Raw genomic sequence first — 26,571 nt, 5'->3', positions numbered from 1 at the left:
ATAAGATTCGCATCAGTGAGAAAGGTCACTTTTGTGGAGTTATGTTATGAATCGTAAAACTGGTGCTGCACTTCTTTCGGTTTGTTCGAACAGCGGACTTATTGTGATGAAAGTAATGGTCGGCATCGTAAGTGGCTCGGTGAGTATCATTTCGGAAGCGATACATTCAGCCATGGATTTGCTTGCGGCGTTGATTGCATTGTTTGCCGTGAGTCAATCGGATTTACCTCCGGATGCCAATCATCCTTACGGGCACAGCAAAATTGAGAACGTTTCTGGAGTATTGGAAGCCCTGCTGATTCTGGGCGCGGCGGGCTGGATAGTCTACGAGGCGGTAGAAAAACTGCTTGATCCACAACCTGTCAGTGCAATGGGATTAGGGGTGGTTGTGATGTTGGTTTCCGCTTTGATCAACGTTTTGGTCTCACAACATCTATACCGGGTGGCGCGAGAAGAAGAGTCTGTCGCTCTGGAAGCGGATGCGTTGCATTTGAAAGCCGATGTGCTGACTTCTGTGGGGGTGGCGGCGGGATTGGGGCTGATGCTGATCGCCAGCTACTTTGGTTATCATTGGTACTTTATTGATTCAGTGGTTGCCATTGGTGTGGCGCTGTTCATCACCCGAGAAGGCTTTGACATGTTGCGTAATGCGTTTCGGCCTTTGCTTGACCACAGTATTTCTGAGCAAGAACTGGCTCTGACGATGGAAACCATCCGCAACGCGTGTGGACCCGGCGTAGATTACCATCAACTGCGTACCCGCTATGCGGGGCGCCGCCGCCACATCGATTTCCATCTCACCGTGCCGAAACAGATGTGCGTTGAACGTGCGCATCAGAAGTGCGATGAAATCGAAGCGGCCATCATGGCAGTGTTGCCGAATGCTGAGGTATTGATCCATGTTGAGCCGGCGTAAAGCCGCCAAAGAAAAAGAGCGACCATCGGGTCGCTCTTTTTCACTCAGATGACGTTCACCCGATTTGTCAGGCCGTTCTCGCCAGAGCGATCGTGAAAACAATTCACCAGTTTGTGCTCTTCGGCGTAGTACGTCAGAAACTCGATCAGATCGTGGAATGAGATTGCTCGGACGCCAAGATCAATCACGGTTCCGGCATGATGCTTATTGAACTCAGAGCCAACACGAATGATCAACTTTTCCGGGCTGACGACTTGCTTTGCTTTGTGTATCAGCGATTTAATTTTATTTCTGCGCTTGGTTTTGTCTTTGTGTGGTGGCGTTTCTACGGGCATACCGGTGAAGTTCACATCACTGTTCTTGTTGCCCTTGAGCGCCTGACGAGTGCCATTAACCAAGTATTTGGCATCTGTGAGCAGGCCTTTTGCCAGGCTAAAGCCGGTCGCCTCTGCGTCTGTGCTGGCTGACGCATTCTTACCTACCGGTGAGAATTGTCCCGCCGCTTTACTCATGATGGTTTCAGCCGCTTGAGCAGCGTATTGCGCATTATTGGCACCGAGTGGTGATTCGAGTGCCGTTTTTAGTACCGGACTGACGGTGTCAGCAAAACCGGCGGTGGCCGCAGTCATGATCAGATGACCGGTATTGTGAACGATAGCGTTGCCAAATGGGCAGGCTGTCGCCGCGTTCAGCTCCTTGCTGCTTTTATTGATCCAGATTTTAATGCTGTCATAACGATTTGTGACGTAGAAATAGCGCGGCGTCGCGTCTTCCATACTGCCCAGTTTTTCGATAATGGCGTCAATGGTCCCGGCCATAAACGCATCTTTAACTGATACGTCATTCGGTGTTCTCAGGTGTTTGAGATCAACCGAGCCGCGAACCGCGATCCCCAGTTTTTTATCGGCAGCGCATCCGTTTAACTCGTAGCACACGGTCGCCTCTTCGCCTTTGAATAGGTTTAGTAGATTCATCATATCGCCCTGTATATTGTTTATTATTCTTAAAGTGGTTGTGTCTGGCGGCTAACGTCTCAAGCCGGAAATGGCCCGATGATCCACTTTCTCTCCGGCATTATAATTCAGCAATTTCAAACACTAGGGTGCACATTTAGGACGTATTTGTCGGGTGAATGTGCTGTTTCCCCACGAAAATGAAAATTCCACACGTCAACAGTGACCTTATGCGGTTTTGAACGATAGCGCTTTTCTTTAATGCGTCTTAATTTGTGATCATCATTAAGATAACGATCGTTGTGTTAATTCGTTAAGATGATATACTCCGCGACGTTATAGCTAGAACATTTGACGTAATAGTGACGATAACGTGGTGAAAAATGGAGTTAACTAACATAAACGATGGTTTTAAAACAAAGTTTATTCTTGCTGAGCAGTATCAGTTTGATCCGAACTGCAATACGTTGGTGGATATCCATGACGACAAACGTTTGTTTCACTTGGGGAGCAATGAAGGGCGGATATTGCTGGCGTTGTGCATTCATCAGCAGAAAATTGTGACACGCGAAGAACTATTAGAGTTTGTATGGCGTCAGAAAGGCTTTGAAGTCGATGATTCGAGCCTTACCCAAGCTGTTTCAGTTTTGAGAAAAGTACTAAAAGACTCGACTAAGTCGCCTTTTTTCGTCAAAACAGTGCCAAAGCGTGGTTATCAGTTGATCTGTACAGTTGAACTAGTGATCTCAAGATCGCCAGATAAAGCTGACATTGAGAGCACTGAGTGGATGATAAGCTCTGAAAACCCGGATGACAGCCAGCCGTTTGACGACGATATTCAGCCTGAGGTGATGGACTCACCAGAAAAGGGCAGACGTCCGTATATTGTTCCGGTATGGCTTAATGGGTTGTTTATCGCCTTGATGTTAAGCCTGCCTTTGATCTCTTATTGCCTAACTCTTTCTCCTTACGACAACGTCATGCGCTATGCCACGATTGATGATGTGGAGATTGAAGTACCTGATGAGCAGCCGGAACTCATTCGCTGGTTAGAACAAGTAGACCACTGTATTGGTCACTATATTCGGACTTATTCGGATTCGCAGCAGCTTGAGAGAGTCGTCGTCACTGGAGATCCTGACCGTGAAGTCATGTTGAACTTAATTCATTTTTTGCCGAGTTCTGATAAAAACCAAACCCTTGTTTTTTATTCATACAGCACGCCTGAAGTTGTCTGCCAAACCGGAGTATGAGAATGAAAAAGAAATATGTACGGATCAGCGTGGCGTGCTCTGTATTACTAAGTTTATTGATATTTGTTATTGGTCGCTCAGATTTGCACCGTACGTTAACAGCCCGAGAGTGGGAAATGACACTAACAACCTTGATTCCGCCTCTTGAGCGAGAGCTCGTTGTTGGGCCAATACGTCAGATAGATATACACGCCTCCATAAAGTTTTTATCGGATGGTACGTACACTCGTATGACCCAACTGCTTATTTTGACGCAACGTTCTAAAAATAGAGACGCGTTACAGATCTCCGATACCGGGACTTGGAGCTCGCGCGATAACTACATTATGACGGCAGCTAAAGAGTTCCATGTTACTTCGTCTGTACCCGAAGTACTCTCATCATCGCAAATGGATCTCATCGCTGAGTTTTATCGGATCGAAAATCAGCAAAGCTGGAAAGTGCAGGCAATCAATGAGAGGACCCTGCTACTTACTAACCATAATTTCGGTTCCAATGTAATATTTGCTAAGTAAAAGCGCACATCCCCCCCATATTCATTCCTATCAATCATTCAACGATAAACCTACTGATGTGGCGACGTCAGTGGGTTCAGGCGCATTCGTGTTGCTGCTCATAATCGTGACGCGAGTCTATGAACACTGCAGTTGCGGGTACAGTGATATGTATTTCAGTTTGTGCTGTTTGTTTTAAATAACAAGTGTTGTGTTAAATGGTGTTATTGTTATATCCTCTGTTCCGCTTGGAGCCGCTCTAACTGCGTGAAGGCGGCGATATCAGATGAGTTCTGAGTAAGACATTTTACTTTTGGTTGTAATGGCGTGGGTGTTGTTGCAATAGAGCGTAACGAATTACGGGTATACGAATGGTGAAACGAAATAGTCGGCGGATATGGGCTTGGTTTTTATTGGTGCCACTGGCATTGATGACTGGGTGTGAAGAACAACTTCAGGACAAGAGAGAACGAATTTCAAGACCAGTTAAATTGCATACTGTGGGTATGGACTCAGTCCAGCGGGTATTTAAATATCCGGGACAGGTGTCTGCGGTCAAGCAGTCGGACATGGCTTTTGAGGTCTCTGGCAGAATCAGCGAGTTTGCGGTGATTGAGGGGGAGTTTGTCCGGGCTGGCAAAGTATTGGCTCGTCTGGAGCCAGACACGTTTCAGGCTCAGCGTGACCGGATGCGAGCTGAAGTGAGTGCGGCCAGAGGTGACTTTGAACGATATCAAGCGGCCTTTAAACATCATGCTGTCACTAAGCAGCAACTGGATCAGGCTCGTCGTGGACTAAGAGTCGCACAAGCTGAGCTAAAGCAAGCACAAAAAATGCTAGATGACACTGTGCTTGTCGCGCCATTTGATGGCCGAGTGGCGAAAAAAATGGTGGAAGATTTTGCCAACGTGCAGGCCAAACAAACGGTACTAACTCTTCTAAGTGAAGAGGCGTTGGAAATGAAAATTCACGTTCCAGAAGCTGACTGGGCGCGAACCAAGAAAGTGGATGCCGTTTCGGATATCGATTTCAATGAGCAGATTTTTGTCGAGCTGAGTGCTTATCCTAATGCTGAGCTACCCGCAAAAATCAGCGCATTCTCCTCTATGGCCGATCCGGTGACTCGTACTTTTGAAGTGACGGTCAGCTTTGAAACGCCGAATGTCGTAAGTGTCAGTCCGGGTATGACAGGCCGCGTTTTGTATCGAGAGAAGTCAGAACAAGACCGGATAGCTGGTGGTTTTGCAGGCACTACGTTTATGATTCCTGAAAGCGCTATTCTCGCCGAGCCTGACAAATCCGCATCTGTTTGGGTGGTCGACCCGAAAGTAGGTGCAGTGGTACGCAAAGCCGTGAGTTTAGGTGATGCGACTGGCTCTCGAATCCAAGTCAGAAAGGGGCTTGCGAAGGGCGACGTGATTGTAACCTCCGGTGTCCAATTTCTCACTGAAGGTGATTTAGTTCACTTGATGGAGGAATAGGTGACATGAATTTAGCTGCTGTCGCGATCAACAATCGAATTGTCACGTTGGTTCTTACGGTTGTGATGTTTGTTTCAGGCGTTTTGTCCTACCTCAATATGAGCCGTCTGGAGGACCCAGAATTTACAATTAAAGAAGCTTTGGTTATTACGTCTTACCCGGGCGCCTCTGCGCTTGAAGTAGAGCAAGAAGTCAGTGATGAACTCGAACAGGCTATTCAACAACTCGGGCAACTGGAGCGCGTAAAGTCGAAGTCAGAGCGTGGTTTATCGACGATCACAGTAAAGGTGAAAGATGAATATGATAAATCCACTTTGCCGCAAGTCTGGGATGAACTGCGCCGGAAAATTAATGATGCCCAAGCATCCTTACCCCCGGGAGCCAGTCAGTCAATTGTTATGGACGATTATGGTGATGTGTATAGCGCCTTTTTGGTGGTTACAGGGAAAGACTACAGTTATGCCGAGCTGAAACGTTATGTTGATACCCTCAAGCGTGAACTGCTGCTGGTTAAGGATGTGGGTAAAGTCACCACTTTTGCTGAAAGGCAGGAAGCGATTTATGTTGAATTTAATCGGGATCGCTTGTCTCAGTTAGGTATTCAACCTGAGGTGATCATTGGACAACTTCGGCAAAAAGGGTTAGCCGTTGACGGAGGGCGCGCTCGTCTTGGTCGTGCGTTCGTGACGATTAAACCGACTGGTGGTCTGCAGTCACTTCAGGATATTGAAAGTTTGTTGATCAGCAGCCCTGTTAATGGGCGGCAGATCTATCTACGCGATGTGGCTGCAGTTACCCGAGATTATGTTGATCCAGTGAATAATGAGATTCGTTTCAATGGGTTAGCTGGGATCGGGCTGGGAATCTCAACGGTTTCCGGTGGCAATGTGGTGACCATGGGAGAGGCTTTGCTATCTCGCTTAGCCGAGCTTGAAAACCAACGGCCAGTTGGCATCCAAGTCAACACCGTATCCTTTCAATCCGATTCAGTACAAAACGCGATATCAGGTTTTGTCACTAGCCTTATTGAGGCAACGGCGATTGTCATTGTTGTTTTGTTGTTGTTTATGGGGTTGAGAAGTGGTCTCTTGATCGGCTTCATCCTGATTTTGACGATTGTAGGATCGTTCCTATTCCTAGCGCCTTTTGGTGTTGCACTGGAGCGGGTGTCATTAGGAGCACTCATCATTGCGTTGGGGATGCTGGTCGATAACGCTATTGTTGTTGTCGATGGTGTTCTGATACGGATGCAAAAAGGGAAGCCAGCGAAAGAAGCGTCAATCGATGTAGTCAGAGAATCAGCCTGGCCATTGTTGGGAGCAACTCTCATTGCGATTCTGGCTTTTGCCGCTATCGGAACATCAAATGATGAAACCGGTGAGTTTTGTCGCTCTTTATTCCAGGTCGTATTGGTGTCGTTGTTGCTTAGTTGGCTGACAGCAGTAACGGTGACGCCGTTGATGTGTGTCTTATTTTTCAAAAAAACTCCGGCGTCCGACAGCAATAGTGACCCGTACGATACTCGTTTTTACAATCGCTATAAGACGTTTCTGCGTAGCTGTATCCGTCACCGATACCTCAGCTCAGCGTCGGTGGTGGGTTTATTTGCCCTATCTATGTGGGGGTTTACGCTCATAGAGCAAAACTTCCTTCCCAGTGCAACACGACCACAGTTTTTGGTTGATTACTGGTTGCCGCAGGGGACACACATAGATGAAACCCGCGAAGATGCCAAAGTAATCGAGAAGATATTACTTGAGCAAAATGGTGTTGAGACCGTGACCAGCAGCGTCGGTGAAGGAGCACTTAGATTTTTGCTGACTTATCAACCTGAGCAGCCAAACAGTTCTTACGCGCAATTTATTGTGGGAGTGTCTGATCAAAGTGTTATTGATGAGTTGCTTCCTAAAGTTGAAGCCCAGATTTCCGCGGCGCTTCCAGATGGCCAGGTTTATGCTTCAACATTTCTACTGGGGCCTGGTTCAACGGGGAAAATTCAGGCACGTATAAGTGGTCCGGATACTGATGAACTTAGACGCATTGCCACACAAGTCGAACATATATATCGAATGGAGCCAAACACTAAGTCTGTACGCACCGATTGGCGCCAACCAGTAAAAGTGATCAAAGCCGTCATGGCTGAAGAGCAGGCCGATACGAATGGCATCACGCACCAGATGGTGGCTCAGGCTATTCAGGAGGGCTTCCAGGGGGTCGTGAGTGGTGTGTACCGTGAGTCAGATTTACTTCTGCCTATTATTGTTCGCTCAGATGAGAAAAGCCGCAATGACATAGGCAGCCTGTCGGATCTGCAAATATGGAGCCATTCGGCTCAACGAATGATTCCGCTAAGACAGGTGGTGACGTCTTACGAGGTCGCGTTTGAGGATGAAATCATCCATCGCAGAGATCGTAAACGAACGATCACCGTTTTTGCCGACCCTATAAAAGGAAATGCCAGCAAGCTATTTGAGCAAATTCGTCCTAAGGTTGAAGCACTAAACCTGCCGGCTGGCTACACACTGGAATGGGGCGGCGAATATGAAGATTCACGGAAAGCTGAGTCTGGTTTAGCGTCTTCGATACCGATTTTTGTGATTGCGATGATCCTCATTACCATCATGATGTTCAACTCATTACGCCAGCCTCTGGTCATCTGGCTTTGTGTGCCGCTGGCTTTGATTGGTGTTACGGTTGGCCTGTTGGTGTCGGGAGAAACATTTGGTTTTATGGCCTTGTTAGGGTTTTTAAGCCTGGTCGGAATGCTGATAAAAAATGCGATTGTCCTTATCGAGCAGATTAATTTGGAGCTACCGTTAGGTCGAGGTCTCACCACTGCGATTGTGGATGCATCAGTGAGTCGTTTAAGGCCAGTATCCATGGCAGCGCTTACTACGGCGCTCGGAATGATTCCTTTGATCTTCGACAATTTCTTCTCGTCCATGTCGGTGACGATCATTGGTGGGCTGCTCTTTGCTACCCTGCTGATCATGATTGTGTTGCCGGTTCTCTACGCATTGATATACAGGGCACCGCACACAGAATAATCTTAAAAAGCCGGATATTTATCCGGCTTTTTATTATTTGGGGGGCATTAAGGGACGCCGATTTATTGGCCGGGTTTGATCAGCGTAAGGACTGCGTCGGACAGCAATTGAATTTTCTCCGGTGTGAACCTTTCTGGTTCAATAGACATCATCATCATCCAACCATCACCAAGCGCACTAAGCTGTTCAGCCAACATATCGGCAGTAATATCATTTCGGATAATTTGATTTGACTGACCTTTTTCTACCAGAAATGTCAAAGCTTCTCTGATTTTTGCATAGTGACGTTGAATGACTGGGGCAAATGCGGGCTCTTGTCTAGCGTGAGTGAGTAGCTGTAAAAATGCCAGCCATAAGCCCGGTTGTTCAGAATCATCCCAGGTTAACAGCTTTTCTATGACTAAGTTAATGTCGGCGTGTGGCGTATCAAATGCAAGCTGCTTGTGGAAGCGTATAAACAGTTCTTCTGCGACTGCGGCTAGCATTTCTTCTTTATTGGCGAAGTAATACGTTACGGTGCCTGTCGTCGCCCCCATTCTCTTGGCGACTTTGCGCAGTGACGCACCCGAATAACCTTCTTCTGCCGTTACGGCAATTGCCGCAGACATCAGCTCAGCCTTTCTGGAGGCTCGATCACCAACAGGGCGTCCCCGGTTGCGTTTGGTGACGCCTTTTTCAGTCGGCTCCTCTGAAGTCGATCCTATATTGCTCATAGAGTTTTGACTAATGTCTCTCAAAGTATGGTCTTTGTATTCTATTACTAACCCCAAGTTGATAGAAGGGCTGGTGTCCAATACCGCAACGTTTGAAGATGACATTTTTCTTCATAAATTGTTATTTCCTGTCATGTTGTCATTAATATGTCGAGCTGTCATAACTTTGACAATGATTTTTATGCAACTCATTGTAATAAATGCACTTTTACCTAGACTGATTTGTGATCTAAGTCTAGAATTCTGGCCTCAAAGAAGTGGGAATAATCTTAATCAGTAGGGACACGCTCAAATTCACCATAAGGGCCAAGAAATGCAGTTTTCCCTAAAAAACATGTCTATTCGCAAGCAGGTGCTACTGCCTGTCATGTTTACCACTCTGGCGTTGTTGATCTCACTGTGGGTGACGAAAAACAATCTGGAATCTGAACAAGCACTGATCATCTCCAACACCAACGATCTGGTGTTCTACAAAGACACTCTCGCTCAGATTGACGATGAGGTTTATCCATTGCGCATCAGCGCCGTGTACGCCATTTACGATGCTGACCGCCGCGACGCCTTTCTCGCTGAGCTAAAGCAAAGCATGCAAGCCATTCAGCACGATCTGAATGAAATGGCCAAGCGCAAAACCTTTGCCGATGATGTGCAAAATGTACGTCAGGCGATTGAAGGTTACGTGAACTATTCCGTGCGTGCGGTCGAGTTTTTGTTTCGCAGCGATCAGGGGCTGGTCGGTGAGCACGAATACGACCAGTTTATCTCAGGCTACCGTGATGCAGGTATCCAGATGGTTAAGGCGATCAACACCCTGTCTCGCAAGGTCAATGAGTTCTCCACCCGTTCAATGGAGAAAAGTGCTGAGCAGAATAAGCATGTACAGAATGTCGCGTCGTTGTCGGTACTGGCTGTGCTGGCAGTCTCATTACTGGCGGCTTGGTTCCTGTCGGGCATGATCGTTACCCCAATTATCAAGTTGCAGGGCGTGATGCGTGAACTGGCGTTAGGGCATCTCAATGTTCGGGCTGATGCTGACGGCGAAAATGAAATCGCGATGCTGAGTAAAGACGTCAACAAGACAGCTATACAATTACACTCAACTGTAGAGCAACTGATCCGCATCAGTGAAGAAGTGGCCTCTGCCTCAACTGAGTTGGCGGCGGTCATGACTCAGGCAGAACAGAATGCGCAGCAGGAGCTGTGTGAAATCGAGCAGGTGGCATCGGCGGTTAACGAACTGGCCAGCACTGCCAACAATGTCAGTGACAACGCAACGGCAGCTGACTCTACTGCCCGTGAAGCCGACGAACTGGCGAAATCAGGTTTAGCGATATTTGGCGAAAGCAAACAAGCCAGCGAACAGATGTCGAATGCACTCAATGACGCTGCGTCGGTCGTGCAGACACTGAAACTGCAATCGGAACAGATCAGCAATGTCATCGAAGTAATCCGTGATGTGTCTGAACAGACAAACCTGTTGGCACTGAACGCGGCGATTGAAGCTGCGAGAGCGGGAGAATCTGGACGCGGCTTTGCCGTGGTGGCTGATGAAGTTCGTATGCTGGCGGCGCGCACCCAGGAATCGACGGGCGAAATTCAGGCGATCATCGAAGAGTTACAAAAGCAATCTGGTCTGGCTGATACCAGCATGCAAACCAGTTTGGAAATGCTGCATCGCAATAACGAGCTGGCGCAGCGCGCTAATGATGCTCTGGTGGGGATTACGGAGTCGGTATCAGACATCAATGATTCCAATACTCAGGTGGCCACTGCCGCGGAAGAGCAGTCTCAGGTCACTCAGGATATCAATCGCAGTGTCGTGAATATGTCTGAACTGGTCAATCAGAATGTGGCCGGGATAAGCCAGAGCGCCAGCGCGAGCAGTGAGTTGTCACACCTGGCAGAGAAACAGAAATCACACCTGTCGTTCTTCCATTTGTAAACGACCCAAATGGTCAAAAGCCGCTGCGCATCAGCGGCTTTTTTGTACCCGAAAAACAGTGTGATGCACACAAAGTTTGCATTACATAACTGTAATTTTGATTGCAGAAAAAAGTGATCGATGTTTGGAAAATGTATTTGAGAGTTAGATAATTTTTACAAATTGATTTCCATCAAAATGGTGGGGTTTTTATGTGTTAGGGTGCTCACCAATTCCAATAAATATTGCCACACCAAAAGGAAATAATAATGAAAAAGACGCTTTGCGGCCTTGCCGTACTTTCTGCCCTGATGTCTGCGAATGTTCTTGCGCACAGCAAAGGTGACTTTATTCTTCGCGCTGGCGCAGCGACCGTGGTGCCAAACGACAGCAGTGATAAAATTCTTGGTTCTGATGAAGAGCTGAAAGTCGATTCCGATACTCAACTGGGACTGACTTTTGGCTACATGTTTACCGACAACATCAGTTTCGAAGTACTGGCGGCATCGCCGTTCAAACACAACATTTCGACCGGTCTGGGTGACCTGGGTGATATCGCAGAAACCAAGCATTTGCCACCGACTTTTATGCTGCAATATTACTTTGGTGATGCACAGAGCAAGTTCCGTCCGTATGTGGGGGCAGGTATTAACTACACCATCTTTTTCGATGAGAAGTTCAACAACAAATCGGGTCTTAAAGATCTGGATCTGGACAACTCATGGGGACTGGCGGCAAACCTGGGTGCTGACTACATGATCAACGACAAATGGTTTGTGAACGGTGCGGTCTGGTATGCAGACATTGACACTGAAGCCACTTACACCGACGGCGTCAACAAGTACAAAACCGACGTTGAAATCGACCCTTGGGTCTTTATGGTGGGTGTTGGCTATAAATTCTGATCAACTCTGATTGTGTAAAAAGACGGCTCCGGCCGTCTTTTTTAATGGGCCGTACCTCTGAAAACACGGCGACGCCGAGAGCATAAACTGAGTAAAAAGCTGATTTACAACAAAGCCCGTGAAATTGTGGAGAGTAGTATAAAAAGTCACTCACGGCTCCGCTGAACACGAACAGACCGGGCAACCCGGATAGAATAGACAGATTGAGAATACGAACATGAAGAATCTGGTAAATCGCTTTTTAAAATACGTCAGTTTTAATACCCAATCGAACCCTGCTAAGTCATGCTGCCCGAGCTCGGCGGGTCAGATGACGTTTGCCGAATACCTTCGTGACGAACTGACCGAACTGGGCCTCAGTCAGGTCAGTCTGGACGAGCACGGCTACGTGATGGCAAAACTGCCGACGAATGTCGACTTTGCAGTACCGGCGATTGGGTTTATCGCCCATATGGACACTGCTCCCGATGCGTCTGGTCGTAACATTGCACCACAGTCTATCGAAGAGTATCAGGGGGGAGATATCGCTCTGGGTAAAGGTGACGAAGTACTGTCACCGATTCGCTATCCAGAGCTGCATCAACTGCATGGGCACAACCTGATTACGACAGATGGCCGGACACTGCTCGGAGCCGACGATAAAGCCGGCATCGCCGAGATTGTTACGGCAATCGAAGAGTTGATTCAACACCCCGAGATCGCGCATGGCGACATTTGCATCGGTTTTACCCCGGATGAAGAAATTGGTCGCGGGGCAAATTTGTTCGACGTAGAACGTTTTGGGGCGCAGTGGGCTTACACCGTGGATGGTGGGCCACTGGGTGAACTGGAATACGAAAACTTTAACGCCGCAAATGCAGAAGTGATCATTTACGGCAACAACGTCCATCCTGGTTGGGCAAAGGATAAGATGGTCAACGCAATGAACATTGCGGCCCGGTTTCAGGTGATGATGCCGCAGGCAGAGACACCAGAGCAGACCGAAGGCTATCAGGGGTTTTATCATCTTAAATCAGCGAAAATGAGCGTGGCTAAGAGCCAGTTGAGTTACATCCTGCGTGATTTTGAACGTGAAGGGTTGGAAGCGCGCAAAGCCTACGTGCGACAGCTGGTGGATACGTTGAATGCCCAACTGCATCATGGGCGTGTCGAATTGCAAATGGAAGACTGTTACTACAACATGCGCGAAATGATTGAGCCGCATCCCCATATTGTTGAACTGGCTAAGCAGGCAATGATGGAGTGCGATGTTGAGCCCGTGGTTAAACCCATTCGTGGCGGCACCGATGGGGCGCGATTGTCGTTCATGGGATTGCCTTGCCCGAACCTGTTCACTGGTGGGTATAACTTCCACGGTATTCACGAGTTTGTTTCGGTCGAAGCGATGGAACAGGCCGTCAAAGTGATCCTGCGTCTGTCAGAAAAAACCGCACAGTATCACAGAGAATAAGGCGTCAGGCGGTGTCAACCATTACACTGATGGTGTAAAGTTATCTTATCTCTCTGATTTTACGGATGATAAGACATGAAATGGTTATTTTTGCTGGTGTCACACTTAGCGGTGGGCGTGTTGGGCGTTGGCTTGGGAATCTATCTGCTGCCGATTTTAACGCAACCAGACTCCCCGGATATGGCGAAAATTGAGCGCCTCAGTCAGGATGCCCGCTATACGGGGCAATTTGATCGCGCACGCAAAGACAGTGATTTCCTGCATTGGGGAGAAGGGGAGATCAAGATAACCAACACGGATGTGGTGTTTCAGGGGAAACTGGCCCCGGGTCCAGATTACAAACTGTATCTTTCACCGATTTTTGTCGAGAGCGAAGCTGACTTTGCCACGTATCAATCATCGATGGTGCAGATTGGCGATGTGAAAACCTTTGACCGTTTTACTCTCAAACTGCCTGAGGGAGTCAATATCGACCAGTACAATACCGCGGTTGTCTGGTGTGAAAGCTTCGGTGAGTTTATCAGTTCGGCAAAGTACCAGTAACAAAACCAGAGACGAAAAAGCGACACTTAGAGTGTCGCTTTTTTTGATCGTCAGAAACGGACTGTTATTCATTTGTTGAATAAAATGGATAACATGCTTATTACTCAGTAATTTCAGTGAATTAATCATCATGATGCAATCACGGTAATGTTTTCTGCTCAAATGAATATTCCCCGTCAAGTCGGAACTTTCCGATAATTTTAGAATATCAAACCTGAGAGAATTATATGTTTCAAGTGATTGAGGATTCGCAACTAATAATGCAAGGTGTTTAATATTGGGCGTTCCTTTAGGAGATGGAGAGCGCAGTTAATATTTTGCTACGAGATTATGACATTCTGAGCTTAGTCCAGTTATTCCCGGTGATTTTTTAATGGTGTCGAGAAGACGCTCACCAAAGCGCCACTTGTGCAAGCAATGGATAAATATCAAACAATAAGCGACATAGATGCTGATCTCCAAGCAATATCAAAGAGGTGGTCATGAAAACGATCTTTTTTAATAAAGTTGTCATCAAAGGGTAAAACACGTCATTTGTCTTAAATTTAATATTTTTTCCTGTGTTATACTCCTCACGGCCAAGTTGATTATCCCTTACTCAACCGAGTCAGTTGGTGTTGACGATTTGTCTGTAGGAATTAACCTCATTGAAAATAAGAAAAATGAACTTCTTTGTATTTGTGGTGGCGTTTAACTTTCTGTATTTAACGTTTGTGGCAGCCTATTATAATTTTTTATATTAATACTGTTTCTTTTATTGTGCTTATTATATTGGCGCAATATATTCGCGTTGCTACTTTATCGTTGTGTTAAATACTTCCCCATTCCTGCTTCTCTGCGCCCGCTTTTGGCGCGGTGTAAAAGATACTGCTGTTATAACGTCCAAATGGCCTACATTTGCTTAACACAGAGCACACTATTTATAGATTTATTTGCCTTATACTAAGAACGCTTCACAATGTTCGCAAACTAATCAGAGAGTGTGCCTTTCTCTTTTTCAGGGGTGATGAATGGAAAAAGTGGTGGTGGTATGGGATTTTCTCATCAACCATAAGTTATTGTTTACAGCACTGATTATGCTTCTGGTGGTGCTTCTGCGTCGCCTGATCCTGGCCAGAATACGCGGTGACGACGCGTTCCTCTCCGACAAACAACGTAAATGGATGTCGCGCACCAAAAACAGTAGCTTTGCAATGTTCCTACTGATGATGTTTATGCTCTGGCAATCGGAAATCAGTGAGTTTGCACTCTCAGTCACCGCAATTGCGGTTGCTATCGTGGTGGCGTCAAAAGAGATCATCCTCTGTTTTACCGGTTCAATTCAACGTGCCAGTTCGCGCTCTTTTCGCGTTGGGGACTGGATTGAAGTCGGCAAGTTGTGCGGTGAAGTGATTGACCACAATATGATGGCGACCGTGATTCAGGAGATCGACCTTCACCACGGCCAGTATCACTACACCGGCAAAACTGCGACGTTGCCAAACAGCATGTTCTTTACCTATCCGGTAAAAAATCTCAACTTTATGAAGCGATACGTGTACCACAACTTTTCCATTGTGGTAAAAGACTTCGTGAACCTTTATCCGATGCTGGAAAAAGTTGAGCATAAAATTGAGGAGCATTTTCACTACTTTGCCGATGTTGCCCGACGCTACAACGCCATGATTGAAAAACACGCCGGTGTGGATTTGCCAGGTGCAGAGCCGCACATACACATCAGCAGCGCGGCAACCGGGGAGCAGATCGTGCATATCATGATTTTCTGCCCGACCGACAAAGCCAACGAGCTTGAACATGCGATTCGCCAGGATTTCATGCAGGAGTACGAAAAAGCCTTTCCGGCAGAAACGTCACCGACTGCTTAAGTGCGCGTTATCATCGAATCAGGCGACAGAAATCAGGCGGTTTCTGTCGCTACTCAATCAAGCCATATTGGCTGACATTGGCCGCATCCACCCACATATCTGCTCCGCCCACTTGCAGGCCCAGCGACTCCAGAATCGGGATCAGCAAATCAGAAAGTAAACTGTCCACGATGGTGGAGACTAACGGGTTAAGTGTCGCAAGCAGGGTGTTATTGACGATCGCTTTGATCAACGGCCCGAGGATGGGAATGGCATCGATATCCGTTTCCACTGTCAGGACCACGCTGGTGGAGAATTCTTGATCGCGAGTAACGGTCACGACGTATGAGCCGTCCGCTGTAGCGACGTCTTCCAGATCGATGCTTAAGGTATTGCTGACCGGGTCTTTGTTCTCGACGTTGATTTGCGCTGTAATATCGATATCTATACCGAGAATGGTTGCCGTAATAGTCAGGTTATCAACGGAAATATCCGCCAGTGAACTGAGCGTAGAGAAGTTCGCGGTGTTGTCGGCCACGTCAGTGAGTGTGGCGGTTGATTGCGACGTATCGACCTGTATCGACAGCGGGGTGGTGCTGATATCAGTGACATCCCCGATGCTGATAAGGCCGAACAGATCCAGATCGGCCTCTATATTGACCTGTGTCTGGGCATTGGTGACTTTCGGCTCCATGCCAGCGACCACTGGCAGAGTAGCGATCGTGAACTGGGGTGGTTCAATCACGCTGACTTGTGATGTTGAACTCAACACGCCAGGAATCCCCAGCGACAAATCCGGTATAGAGAGGAAGTTATTCTGGTTGGCGGCATAGACGGTGGCAGTCAGTAAGTCGAGGGCGTTCAGGTCGCTGGTCAGTGCGGCGGCTTGCGTGTTACTGCCATCCGGAATAGTCAGAATGTCACCCAGCACCACCTCAGGTAGCCCGACTGCCAGAGCGAGCTGGTCAACGACCAGGTCAAGTCCATACGTGGCATCGTCGTCATTGGTCAGCAGCGAGACATACGTTGTCATGAGGTCGGCAATGTTAATGCTGGCATCCAGCACTTCCTGCGGTGTCGCCAGACCTTCTTTGATCGCCAGTTCCGTCAGAACGTTGCTCAGCTTGATGGTGCTGTTGGCGACGCCCTGATAGTCGGCGACCGTAAGATCAACATCGACCCCCAAAGCATCGCTGAGCACCGCATTCAGAATATTCCCTTCTTTAGTGGCGAGGGTTTTGGAGCCGATACCAAAGCGGATTAGGCCACTTTTTTGAATGGCCGCCTGGGCTGTCAGTGTCATGGTGGCATTATTGAACAGCCCCCCGGCAATCATGCTTTGAGGAACCACTTTGGTGACGATGACCTGAGCGGCGGAGTAGCCGTTTTCAGGTGAATCGTCAGTATCGACAACCCATTGATTATCAACAACCCGAGCGGTGCCAAAGCGTACCTGAACGGAACTGATTTTATCTTGATACTTGTTCGAGAGCGCCGTTTCCAGCTGTGTTTTGACTGCGTCGTCGACAAAGTAGGGGGTGGAGCGCACCACTTCGAGCGCCGACAGATCCGCAATCGACTGGAGTGACTGTCGCTGGTACACCAAACGCGCCGTATCGACCGCCAGAGAAGCAAACAGAATCAGGCTCAGCATCGCTGCGACAAGTCCAATTCCGATGGCACCCCGCTGGCGTCGGAAGGTCATGGTTATTCACCAAATTCGTTGTCGATGAAGCTGTCAGGCAGCGGGTGTTTGAAGCTGTTTTCAACTCGCTCCTGCGCGGCTTTAGCCTGCTCTGGTGTCAGTTTATCTTCGTATTGGGTCGACTGAAGATTCTTTTTCTGAATCAGTAACCAGGCCCTTGTAGTGTCTTGCTTTACGACAGTTTGGTTAGGTTTAGTGCTTTCGTAAGCCGCACTGGTCACACTGGTGGTGAACAGCAAGGTTCCAAGGATCAAGCGTATCATTGCGTTTTCTCCATAACAGATATCGGTTTGAGCTGTTTGGCGGCTTGGGTCATCTTCTGACTTTCGGTATCGCTCCAGGCAAAGCGCGCTTTCAACTGAGAAGCAGCCATATCCTCGTGGTTTCGCAGTAACACCAGCCAGAGGTTTTTGGCCGCGGTCTGGTGTTGAGGATTGAGTTCAAGCGCGGTGATAAACTCATTGCGCGCCTGTTGTTCCTCGCCGGTTGAGAGCAACAGGAAGCCGTAATCGTTGCGGATATTGGCATTGGCCGGCTCTTCGCGCACGGCCTGACTCAGCCATTGCTGCGCCTGTCTGACATCACCCTGATAAGCGGCGATCAGGCCAAGCCCATGCGCCGCGTTGCCTTCGATGCAACTGGAGAGCAAGTGGGTGTAGAGGGTTTGCGCTTTCGCTAGCTGGCCTGTTTTTCGGTAGGCGCTTGCTTGTAACGCTTGCTTGGTCACTAGGCTGCTGTCGATCTGCTCAAGCGTGGCCAGCGATGAGAAGTATTGACCACGCTGGAAAGCCTGCTTCGCCATCGAGATCTTCATGCCATCCTGTTTTGACAGCGATTCACCACACAGGCCTTTGGTGGTCTGGGGTGTTTGCTTCGCGACTGGCGCAGGGGTAACCGCACAAGCCGACAAGGTGATTGCCACAGCCGTAATCACAAATCCTTTCATTTAACCTCCAAATGCGGCGATGAGTGCCAGTGCGGCTGGGCCGCCCAGTACGATAAACAGAGCAGGAAACATAAATGCCATCATGGTGACAGAGATTTTTCCCGACATTTTGGTCACCTTTTCCTGTAAATCCGTTCGTTTGCGTTCCTGAAGAATTTTGGCCAGTGATTGGAATGAACTGCGCAAACCACCGCCGGTATCACCGGCTTGAGACATCATGGTCAGTAAATCCTGAAAACCGACCGACAAGCTGATGGTCGCCACGTCGTTGAACACAGTTTCGCGGCTCTGGCCGGCATCAATTCGCGCCAGAATCAGAGCGATCTCTTTATTGACCTCGGGCGTTAAGTCTTTGGCTTCGTTGTAATAGGCGCGCAGCAGGCTTTCTAACGACAACCCGACCTGCCACAAGATGGCCATCAGATGTACTGAGACCAGCATCTCTTCGTCGATTTTCTTGGCGCGTTTTCGCGCCTGCGCTTTGAGCCAGCGTAGGGTTAACCAAAAGCCAGCCGCGAACAACAAGGTGACATACAAGAAGGTGTCGCCGAATGTGGGTGTTGTGATGACGAGCTGTCCGAACACCACCATCGCCAGGCTCATCCAGACAAAAGCGATTTTAAACAGACACATGATTTGCTGACGGCTGCTGATGTAGCCGGCCTGACGCATGGTGACCACCATGTCGGATAACTGGCTCTGGTGCTGTTGCTTCGAGCGTCCCCACCACTTTTGGCTGGTCTGGAGGATTTTTTCTTTTTGTACCGAGCCGGTGGAGGGGGCCCGGGCTTGGTTGAGGGTCAGTGCCAGATAGATGCAAACCACAGACAACCCCAGCACCAACATGGAGCCGCCCAACCAGTAGAATGTGATGTCACTGTACATACGCGCCTCCTACAAGCTGCGAAACATCCGCCAGATCATAAAAATCCCTGTGGCTTGCAACCCCAGTCCAAAGAGCAAGGCGTGCCGGCCACTGTCTGATTGCCACATGTTCACCAGTAGCTCCGGGTTCTGGCTCATCATGTAAATGCCGACCATGGTGGGGGCAATACCGATAACCCAGGCGGTAATGCGCGTTTCTCCGGTAATGGATTTGAGCTCCCGCTGACTGAGATCCTGCTGGCGCAGTAACTGAACCAGGCTGTCGAGCGGATCGGTGATGCTGCCGCCGAAACGAGCATTGATGTTGAAAATCGAACCCAGAAGGCGAAACGGCTTTACTCCGGTAATCACACTCTCTTTGTAGAACGCATCTTGTAGTTCAATACCGATGTTTTTGCGGTGGTTGACTCTGTCCAGCACCAGACTGAGTGGCTTCGAGGTGGTTTTGGCCGATTGCTCGACGGCTTTGGCGATACTCATGCCGACTTTGATACGCCGGTTAACCTGATCGATGAACGAAGGGAGTTGCTGGATAAGGCGACGTTTGATGTTGCTACGTCGCCACTGTGCCAGAGCAAACAGCACCAGCATGGTCAGCGCTGCGCCCAGCATGGCTCCCGGTAGGCCAAGCACGGTGTCGCTCAGATAGGTATTGGTCGCCAGCAGCAAAGCCAGTACCAGGTTTTTGGCTGGCGAGCGACTAAATCCGGCCCGTTGCCACCATTCGTTCAACTGTTCCTGATAATTGGTTTGTTTTTTCTTGCGCTTGGCAAGCGTTACCGGTTCGATACTTTGTTGTTTCACTAGCCATAAAAGTGCTGCCACGACCATACAAAGCAGCAGTGCCGACGCCAGTAACCAGATGTTCATAGCATGTCCTCCAGTTGCTGCAGGAGATGATCCGACAGGGAATTCATGCTGTTGAACTGCTTTCGGGCAGCGTCGTAGCGATAGAGTGGGGTGGTGGTAATGTGACTGCCTTTCACCTGATTCACTTCGACAATCTCGGTGATCAACCGTTTACCGCTTGGCAGACGGTTGACCTGAACGATCACATCCACCGCCGACGCCACCACTTTGCGAATGAAGTTTTCGCTCGAACTGAAGCCGGCCAGGGTCACCATCATTTCCAGTCGGATCAACGCATCGCTGGGTGAGTTGGCGTGCAGCGTACTCATTGAACCCAGATGACCGGTGTTCATCGCTTGCAACATGTCCAGTACTTCACCACTGCGGCTTTCCCCGAGAATGATTCGGTCTGGCCGCATCCGTAGCGCGTTCTTGAGCAGTTCACGCGCAGTGACTTCACCGCTGCCTTCTGAGTTTGGCGGACGAGTCTCCAGGCGCACCACGTGACCGTTTCGCAACTGTAATTCCGCCGCATCTTCGATAGTGACAACACGTTCGTGGTCGTGAATATATTGGCTGAGGATGTTCAGTAGTGTGGTTTTACCGGCTCCGGTCGCACCGCTGATTAGGATATTGAAGCGGGCTTTGACGCCCTGTTTCAGGAAGGTCATCATTTCATGACTCAGCGCGCCATGCTCAAGCAGGTAGTCTTCGGTTAAGGCGTCCTGTTTGAACTTACGCACCGATAAGCATGCACCATCCAGCGCCAAAGGCGGAATAATCGCGTTGATCCGGCTGCCATCAGGTAAGCGGGCATCGACCATGGGATTCGACTCATCAACGCGTCGGCCAAGAGGAGACAACATACGTCGAATCACCCGAATCACGTGTTCATCGTTGAGGAAGTGGTGGTTCACGCGTTCCAACTGGCCGTTGCGTTCGACATAAACGCGCTTGGGGCCGTTGATCAGAATATCGTCGACACTTGGGTCTTGCAGCAGAGATTCGATGGGCCCGAAGCCGATCATCTCATCCAGGATCTGTTTGGCCAGACTGTCAATTTCAACCGGAATGTCCAGTTTGTGGGTGTCCAGATATTGATGAATATACGAGGTCACGGGCAGCAAAATGTTGTCTTTTTCAACCGCTGCCATATCGAAAATGACGCCGTCATCTTCCATTCGCTCCAGAATAAACTGATGGAGATCCGCTTTCAGCTTGAGATCCAGCTCCTGATAGGCCGGCGGTATAGGTGAAGAAAACCAACTCATCCCTGTCATGGTGTTCTCCTTTACAAGCCTTCCGAGAAGCCGATGCCTGCAGGCAGTTCGTCCGGCTCCTGGTTAAGAAAAATCAGTTCAAAAAAATTGGGGTTATAGCGGCGGTAAACCTCTCCCGGTAACGGCGGTAGTTTGGCGTCTTTGGCCAGCGGTTTGACCAGATGCGGAGTAACGACCATCATCAGTTCTTTGTCGTTTTGCTCCAGGCGGCTGGAGCGAAAGAACGCGCCGAGAATCGGGATATCGCCCAAGCCAGGAAAGCGGTCGGAGTTTTTCATGGTATTGCTGCTGATCAACCCACTGATCACAAAGCTTTCGCCGTTGCCTAGTTGTACGGTGGTGTCGGTGCGACGTACGCTGATGCCGGGCACGATAATACCGGCGGTGCTGACGCCCTGGTTATAGTTCAACTCGCTGACTTCCGGTGCCACTTTGAGCAGAATACGTTCGTCTTCCAACACCGTCGGAGAGAGGTGGAGGCGAACACCAAACTCTTTGAAATCAATAGTGATGTCGCCTTCGTCTGAGCTCTTTGGATACGGAAATTCACCTCCAGCCAGAAAGGTCGCCGTGTGACCCGACATAGTCACTAAGCTGGGCTCGGCCAGCGTGTAAGCAAAACCGTTGGCGTTCAGTGCACTGATGGTGCCAAGAATGCCTTTGGAAGCGTCTCCAATAATCACGTTGAACGCATCTGAGAAGGGCAGAAAGCCGTTATTGGAAAACAGGGAGCCATCGCCAAAGCCGTTGACTGACGAGCTGTTGCCTATCCCTATGGTGGTATTGCCGGTTTGTTTGCCGAAGAAAAAGCCGGCCTCTTTGAGAGCGGTTTTACTGATCTCGACGACTTTGATGTCGGTTTGGACCTGAATATTGGCCAATGCGACTGAACCAGGCGACACGGCGACGGTATGGCGCTCTGGTTCAGACTGATTGCGATACCAGAGCAGTAAAGTCGTTTCACCGATGGCTTGGCCGGATATCAGCAGCTTGTTCTTACTCAGGACATCCAGGGTGGCAATGCTGGGGTTGCCCATTGCAGCGCGGATAATGGTTTTCTCTTTACTGTTAAACTCGGTTTGAGCGCCCGGTTTGAGGGCAATGGTATCGTTGGCAATGCAAGCGAAAGATAGCCAAAAAAAAGAAAGGATGCCGAGTGTTACTCTTCTCATAGATACTCCATTACTTGCCTGCTTTTACCCAGGCGCGTTCACTGCCCTGAATGACTTCAATGTAACTGGCCCGTTGCACGGGTTTTTTTGGGGTTGTTTTCTGATTGGGTTTGACTGGTTCAGGCTGCGGCTGCTCACGGGTCAGGTTCTTCAAATTGACACTGTAATCCTGCCTTGGTGGCTTAGTTCTAACCGCAAGCTCGGCGCTGGCTGGCGAATATTGAGCTGATGCGAACGTAAGGCGTTTCGCTAATAACGGATAGGTAGGCGCGGGTTTAGCTGGCTGTGGCAGGTCGTCGTGTCCGACAACGGCCAAACGCAATTCACCGGCTGACTCGGCCAGCAGAATCAACGGCGCCAGGCTTTCATGAATGGCGAGAACCACCGACTTAGCATTGTCTTCACGGCTGGTGGAGGCGGAATTGGTCAACTGATCTCCGATGGCAAGTACTTCAACCTTTTCAGCCAGACGACGGGCCTGCGGCATTGGACCGGTGGTTTTGTTTGGCTTGAGCAGGTAGATCAAATCGACCCGGTCTCCGGCCCGAATATGGCCACCCACGGTCATGACTTCGTTGGCTTTCACCGCCACGGCTCGGTAGTCTTCCGGCAGCTCATCGATGATGGCACGTGGCTCAGAGAGCATATCAACGGTTAAGTCTGTACCGGCATAGACGGCTTTTTTCAGGCGTTGACCGATAGCGACGGACAGATCTTCGACATGCTTTTTGCTGTGAAACGAAATGCGGGTCATGTCCAGATACTGGCGCTCAAGCAGCTCGCCCTCGGGCAGATCGCGATTAAAACGCCAGACAATAAACTCAGGCTCGGCGGGCTGCACCTGCACGGCGGTGGTTGGTACTGGTTGACTGTTCAAGCCCATCCAGCCAAGTATCAGTGCCGCGGAAAACAACAGGCCAGCGACCACTTTGAGCAGATCCGGAGTGAGATGTGGGATTCGCATAGCCAGCTCCTAGTTCAGTTTCAGTACCGCTGTGGCGGTAATGGCGTCAGGAAAAACGGATGTGTCACCGGGAAGCAAACCGTCGATGACATTGAGAGGCAAAAAGGGGGTATTGCGGTAATTATCGAGTGTGATTGACACTTCACAGCAACCACCGCCATCAATCGCGGAAACCGAAATCAGCTCGTTGCGGGCTGGCAATGTGACGCCAAACAGAACCCCTAAACTGTTGCCACTGCCGTGTGTTACGCCCTGAATCACTTGAGTCGCACTGTCGAGGATCACTGGGCTGACCAGCGTCAGAGTGTCGCTATCGCTACAACCATCTACGTTGAAGTAACAGTTTTCATCCACCTGAGACATGGCACTGCGGATGCTTTCTTTGGCCGCGTAGTCAAACAGTGTGGTCGCAAAAAAAATCATGCTGTAGTGGACAATCGCAAACAGCAGAATGATAACAATCGGCAGCAGGAAAACCGTCTCAATCGCGACGGCGCCCCGTTGTTTAAGTATTAACTTCTTTCCCTGAAAACCGGCATAGGATTGGCCCATACCGCCTCCTTATCACAACTTCAGACGATAAACGTTTGCAGACACACAGCAACAAATAGGGCGGGTACAAAAGGGGCGTGTTCCTTATCACGGTAAAATACCCACCAGTAAATGATGAAGAGCACAAAAGCAGTGATCAGCAGCCAGAGCATCTGTTCATAGCTGCTGAGCAGCGCCAATGCCAGCAGTAGTTTGATGTCTGCGCCGCCCAACCAGCCTTTGATATAACCGGGCAATGTGATCGCCATCGTCACCAGAATGGCGGCGAGTAAGGCTTTAACCGACACTGGCTCGGGCTGCACAACCAGCGCGAATACCGCAATCACAAAGACAGCCAGGCTAATAAGATTGGGCACTCGCTGGGTTTTAATATCCCAGACACTAGCAATCGACAATGCTGCAATTACAGCGAAGCTCATTGTTCACCGCTAAACTTTTTAAGTACTCGGGCTAAGTGCTGTTCTTATACTGGTGAAAATCTCTGTGATTTTATCTGTGATCGTACTATCACCTAAGGTTGCTGCAGCAATTGCAACCGCAGCAATGGCTGCAACAATGGCGTATTCGATACCGGATGCACCTTTGTCATCGCGAATAAAGGCAGACAGCTTGCACCACAGCTGAGTGGTGTAGTGATTGATTCCGTTCATTCTGATTCTCCTCATTGATACGAGATTTGGCGCGGCTGGCATGGATTATGTGTATTGATCCTGATTCCAGTTTTCATTCCGCCTTAACAATGAGATTAGGAGGTCATTGATGAGTTTCTCGTTTAAATATGTGACCTAAGTTTGGTTTTGGTTTGAAATACGGTAAAAAGTGATCCAATAAATGCTTTGTTTTTATGTGGTTATTGCAACGCTTTGTCAAATCGGGGCGCAGAGATGTCTGGAAAGGTGTGGGGCTTCAGAACGGTTGGTGAGTGACGCTCTATAGCCCTCCGGTGCTGGAGGGCTATTGGCTTTTTTACGCTGCTTGATTCAAACGTCAGCGGTGCGGAAACGGTATTTTCGTTTCATTCGCAGCGCCACATTCACCAGCGCAATCAGCACTGGCACTTCAATCAGCGGGCCGATCACGCCGGCAAACGCTTGATCGGAGTTGATACCAAATACAGCGATCGCCACTGCAATCGCGAGTTCGAAATTATTCCCGGTAGCGGTATAGGCGATTGAGGCGTTTTTGTCGTAAGGAATCCCCATGCGTTTACCGATGAAGAAGCTGACAAAGAACATCAATACAAAGTAAATGGCCAGCGGAATCGCGACGCGAACAACGTCCATCGGCAGTTGCATGATCATCTCACCTTTGAGGCTGAACATCAGCACGATGGTCGCCAGCAGTGCTAGCAGGGTGATCGGCGAAATACGCGGAATAAACACGTCGTTGTACCACTGTTCGCCTTTGGCGCCCACCAGATAGTTACGGCTGATAAATCCGGCGGCAAATGGGATGCCAAGATAAATCAGGACGCTTTCGGCAATATCTCCCATTGAGATGTCGACGGCAAACCCCTGATAACCGAACACCGGTGGCAAGACAGTAATAAACAACCAGGCCATAAAGCTGTAGGTGATAATCTGGAATGCACTATTGAGGGCCACCAGCGCCGCGCCATACTCTTTATTGCCCCCCCCAATGTCGTTCCACACCAGTACCATGGCGATGCAGCGTGCCAGGCCAATCAGAATCACTCCCACCATATAACCCGGATAATCGGCGAGGAACGTCAGTGCGAGCACAAACATCAGGATCGGACCGACCAGCCAGTTCATGATCAATGACAGGGTGATGGCGCGTTTATCCTGAGCGACTTTACCCAGCAGGCTATAGTTCACTTTCGCGAGCGGAGGATACATCATCAGGATCAGGCCGATGGCGAGCGGAATATTGGTGCTGCCGACCGACATGGATTCATTCCACTCAGCCACTTCCGGGAACCAGACTCCGATGGTGACGCCAATGCCCATGGCAACGAAGATCCATACGGTGAGATAACGGTCGAGAAAACTCATTTTTTGTGTCGAGCTCGGCGTGCATTCAGTGCTCATAGCGTGTCTCTGTTCGTTTATCGTCGAAAGACGATGTTTGGTGGTTAAATGTTTCGTTTTTTATTAACGGGTTATCGTACTATTTGGCTTCGTGCGCGGTCGTATTTAACCTGTGGCGATGCGAAGCGCCTCAGGACAACATGGCCTCAAGCAAATTCAGGTGGCCATTCAGCGCCTGGCGTTCGATCCGGTAACACATTTTCGGCGGATTCGGCTCGGCACTGATAAAACCAGCCTGTTTCAGAATGCGCAAATGTTCAGATACAGTCGATTGCGCCAGTCCGAGCTGGCTGACCAGATCACTGTTGAGGCAACCGCCGAGATTATCCAGCGTCAGCAATAGCTTGAGGATGCGAATCCTGGCCGGATGCGCCAGTGCTTTGGCCTGAGCCGCCAATTGTTGCTCTTGTTCCAGTTGTCGCGCAGAGGCCTCAAACGCGCTTGGATCCGTGATGTTACATTGCGTCGCCATAGGTACTTATAGTTAATCGTCGAATGACGATTAATATAGTTCGGTTTGTACTGGCGATCAATGCTCAAACGACCAGTCCGGGAGATTTTCGGATCGGATGACCGGTTTGTTTCGTCGGGAGTTGCATATCCGGGCATAATTGAGGGACTATTAGGTCATTCAGATTTCAAGGAAA

General features: G+C 49.2%; 25 protein-coding genes. 10 read left to right on the top strand and 15 right to left on the bottom strand.

The genetic code is table 11. The features are described 5' to 3' along the window. Window positions 1-46 precede the first annotated feature (46 nt). The gene (locus CAG64_RS10890) at window positions 47-916 is read left to right on the top strand and encodes a cation diffusion facilitator family transporter (RefSeq protein ID WP_161457384.1); all 870 of its coding nucleotides are present in this window, start codon (window positions 47-49) and stop codon (window positions 914-916) included. Window positions 917-960: 44 nt separating this feature from the next. On the opposite strand, the gene CAG64_RS10885 is transcribed toward CAG64_RS10890, so the two are convergent. Then, a complete protein-coding gene (locus CAG64_RS10885; protein ID WP_237668137.1) occupies window positions 961-1,893 on the bottom strand; it encodes a hypothetical protein in 933 nt (310 codons plus the stop codon). Window positions 1,894-2,252: 359 nt separating this feature from the next. Between CAG64_RS10885 and CAG64_RS10880 the strand changes: the two genes are divergently transcribed. The 4 genes from CAG64_RS10880 (at window position 2,253) to CAG64_RS10865 (ending at window position 8,144) form a co-directional block, all read left to right on the top strand. Beyond that, a complete protein-coding gene (locus CAG64_RS10880) occupies window positions 2,253-3,122 on the top strand; it encodes a winged helix-turn-helix domain-containing protein (protein ID WP_021706392.1) in 870 nt (289 codons plus the stop codon). A gap of 2 nt (window positions 3,123-3,124) precedes the next feature. After that, window positions 3,125-3,637 carry a regulatory protein ToxS gene (locus CAG64_RS10875; protein ID WP_161452640.1) on the top strand — a complete coding sequence of 171 codons (513 nt, stop codon included), beginning with the start codon at window positions 3,125-3,127 and terminating at the stop codon, window positions 3,635-3,637. Between the two features lie 350 nt (window positions 3,638-3,987). After that, a complete protein-coding gene (locus tag CAG64_RS10870; RefSeq protein ID WP_081693185.1) occupies window positions 3,988-5,097 on the top strand; it encodes an efflux RND transporter periplasmic adaptor subunit in 1,110 nt (369 codons plus the stop codon). Between the two features lie 5 nt (window positions 5,098-5,102). Further along, complete coding sequence (locus CAG64_RS10865) at window positions 5,103-8,144, top strand: efflux RND transporter permease subunit (protein ID WP_161448358.1); 3,042 nt, start codon at window positions 5,103-5,105, stop codon at window positions 8,142-8,144. Window positions 8,145-8,206: 62 nt separating this feature from the next. Here CAG64_RS10865 and CAG64_RS10860 read toward each other — a convergent pair whose 3' ends face one another. Beyond that, window positions 8,207-8,962, bottom strand: coding sequence for a TetR/AcrR family transcriptional regulator (locus CAG64_RS10860; protein WP_202599241.1), 756 nt, complete (start codon window positions 8,960-8,962; stop codon window positions 8,207-8,209). A gap of 208 nt (window positions 8,963-9,170) precedes the next feature. Here CAG64_RS10860 and CAG64_RS10855 point away from each other — a divergent pair, with 208 nt between their 5' ends. From CAG64_RS10855 to CAG64_RS10835, 5 genes are all read left to right on the top strand, one after another. Continuing rightward, window positions 9,171-10,799: a methyl-accepting chemotaxis protein gene (locus CAG64_RS10855; RefSeq protein ID WP_161448356.1), complete on the top strand. Its 1,629-nt coding sequence runs from the start codon at window positions 9,171-9,173 to the stop codon at window positions 10,797-10,799. A 248-nt stretch (window positions 10,800-11,047) separates the two neighbouring features. Next, complete coding sequence (ompW, locus tag CAG64_RS10850) at window positions 11,048-11,683, top strand: outer membrane protein OmpW (protein ID WP_021706386.1); 636 nt, start codon at window positions 11,048-11,050, stop codon at window positions 11,681-11,683. Window positions 11,684-11,900: 217 nt separating this feature from the next. Continuing rightward, entirely contained in the window at window positions 11,901-13,133 is a 1,233-nt protein-coding gene (gene pepT, locus CAG64_RS10845) for a peptidase T (protein WP_161457927.1), read from the top strand. A 75-nt stretch (window positions 13,134-13,208) separates the two neighbouring features. Beyond that, a complete protein-coding gene (locus CAG64_RS10840; protein WP_021706384.1) occupies window positions 13,209-13,676 on the top strand; it encodes a DM13 domain-containing protein in 468 nt (155 codons plus the stop codon). 1,010 nt (window positions 13,677-14,686) lie between these two features. Next, a complete protein-coding gene (locus tag CAG64_RS10835; RefSeq protein WP_161488258.1) occupies window positions 14,687-15,541 on the top strand; it encodes a mechanosensitive ion channel family protein in 855 nt (284 codons plus the stop codon). Window positions 15,542-15,590: 49 nt separating this feature from the next. Here the strand turns inward: CAG64_RS10835 and CAG64_RS10830 are convergent, their stop codons facing one another. From CAG64_RS10830 to CAG64_RS10770, 13 genes are all read right to left on the bottom strand, one after another. Then, window positions 15,591-17,225 (bottom strand): pilus assembly protein TadG-related protein, encoded by a 1,635-nt coding sequence (locus CAG64_RS10830; protein WP_161488257.1) that lies wholly within the window; start codon window positions 17,223-17,225, stop codon window positions 15,591-15,593. 2 nt (window positions 17,226-17,227) lie between these two features. Then, a complete protein-coding gene (locus CAG64_RS10825) occupies window positions 17,228-17,488 on the bottom strand; it encodes a DUF3613 domain-containing protein (RefSeq protein WP_021706381.1) in 261 nt (86 codons plus the stop codon). Further along, window positions 17,485-18,171 (bottom strand): tetratricopeptide repeat protein, encoded by a 687-nt coding sequence (locus tag CAG64_RS10820; RefSeq protein WP_237668198.1) that lies wholly within the window; start codon window positions 18,169-18,171, stop codon window positions 17,485-17,487. Before CAG64_RS10820 ends, CAG64_RS10825 begins: the two co-directional genes overlap by 4 nt. Continuing rightward, window positions 18,172-19,056, bottom strand: coding sequence for a type II secretion system F family protein (locus CAG64_RS10815; protein ID WP_021706379.1), 885 nt, complete (start codon window positions 19,054-19,056; stop codon window positions 18,172-18,174). Between the two features lie 9 nt (window positions 19,057-19,065). Then, entirely contained in the window at window positions 19,066-19,926 is an 861-nt protein-coding gene (locus CAG64_RS10810; RefSeq protein ID WP_161451962.1) for a type II secretion system F family protein, read from the bottom strand. Beyond that, a complete protein-coding gene (locus CAG64_RS10805) occupies window positions 19,923-21,185 on the bottom strand; it encodes a CpaF family protein (RefSeq protein WP_021706377.1) in 1,263 nt (420 codons plus the stop codon). Before CAG64_RS10805 ends, CAG64_RS10810 begins: the two co-directional genes overlap by 4 nt. Window positions 21,186-21,196: 11 nt before the next feature. Next, entirely contained in the window at window positions 21,197-22,357 is a 1,161-nt protein-coding gene (locus CAG64_RS10800; protein WP_161488256.1) for a type II and III secretion system protein family protein, read from the bottom strand. A gap of 10 nt (window positions 22,358-22,367) precedes the next feature. Then, window positions 22,368-23,321 carry a Flp pilus assembly protein CpaB gene (gene cpaB, locus CAG64_RS10795; RefSeq protein WP_161488255.1) on the bottom strand — a complete coding sequence of 318 codons (954 nt, stop codon included), beginning with the start codon at window positions 23,319-23,321 and terminating at the stop codon, window positions 22,368-22,370. Between the two features lie 9 nt (window positions 23,322-23,330). Beyond that, complete coding sequence (locus tag CAG64_RS10790; RefSeq protein WP_021706374.1) at window positions 23,331-23,873, bottom strand: TadE/TadG family type IV pilus assembly protein; 543 nt, start codon at window positions 23,871-23,873, stop codon at window positions 23,331-23,333. A 20-nt stretch (window positions 23,874-23,893) separates the two neighbouring features. Next, the gene (locus CAG64_RS10785; protein WP_161452968.1) at window positions 23,894-24,292 is read right to left on the bottom strand and encodes a prepilin peptidase; all 399 of its coding nucleotides are present in this window, start codon (window positions 24,290-24,292) and stop codon (window positions 23,894-23,896) included. Window positions 24,293-24,310: 18 nt separating this feature from the next. Then, on the bottom strand, window positions 24,311-24,523 hold the full coding sequence (locus tag CAG64_RS10780; protein WP_161452970.1) for a Flp family type IVb pilin: 213 nt from the start codon (window positions 24,521-24,523) through the stop codon (window positions 24,311-24,313). A 330-nt stretch (window positions 24,524-24,853) separates the two neighbouring features. Then, complete coding sequence (gene arsB, locus CAG64_RS10775) at window positions 24,854-25,924, bottom strand: ACR3 family arsenite efflux transporter (RefSeq protein WP_161488254.1); 1,071 nt, start codon at window positions 25,922-25,924, stop codon at window positions 24,854-24,856. Window positions 25,925-26,054: 130 nt separating this feature from the next. Then, window positions 26,055-26,396 (bottom strand): ArsR/SmtB family transcription factor, encoded by a 342-nt coding sequence (locus tag CAG64_RS10770; protein ID WP_021706370.1) that lies wholly within the window; start codon window positions 26,394-26,396, stop codon window positions 26,055-26,057. Window positions 26,397-26,571 lie beyond the last annotated feature (175 nt).

Source organism: Vibrio sp. V38_P2S17PM301 (assembly GCF_009904845.1).
GTDB lineage: Bacteria > Pseudomonadota > Gammaproteobacteria > Enterobacterales > Vibrionaceae > Vibrio > Vibrio proteolyticus.
The sequence above is the reverse complement of the archived record's forward strand: the minus strand, read 5'-3'. Positions and strand labels throughout refer to the sequence as shown.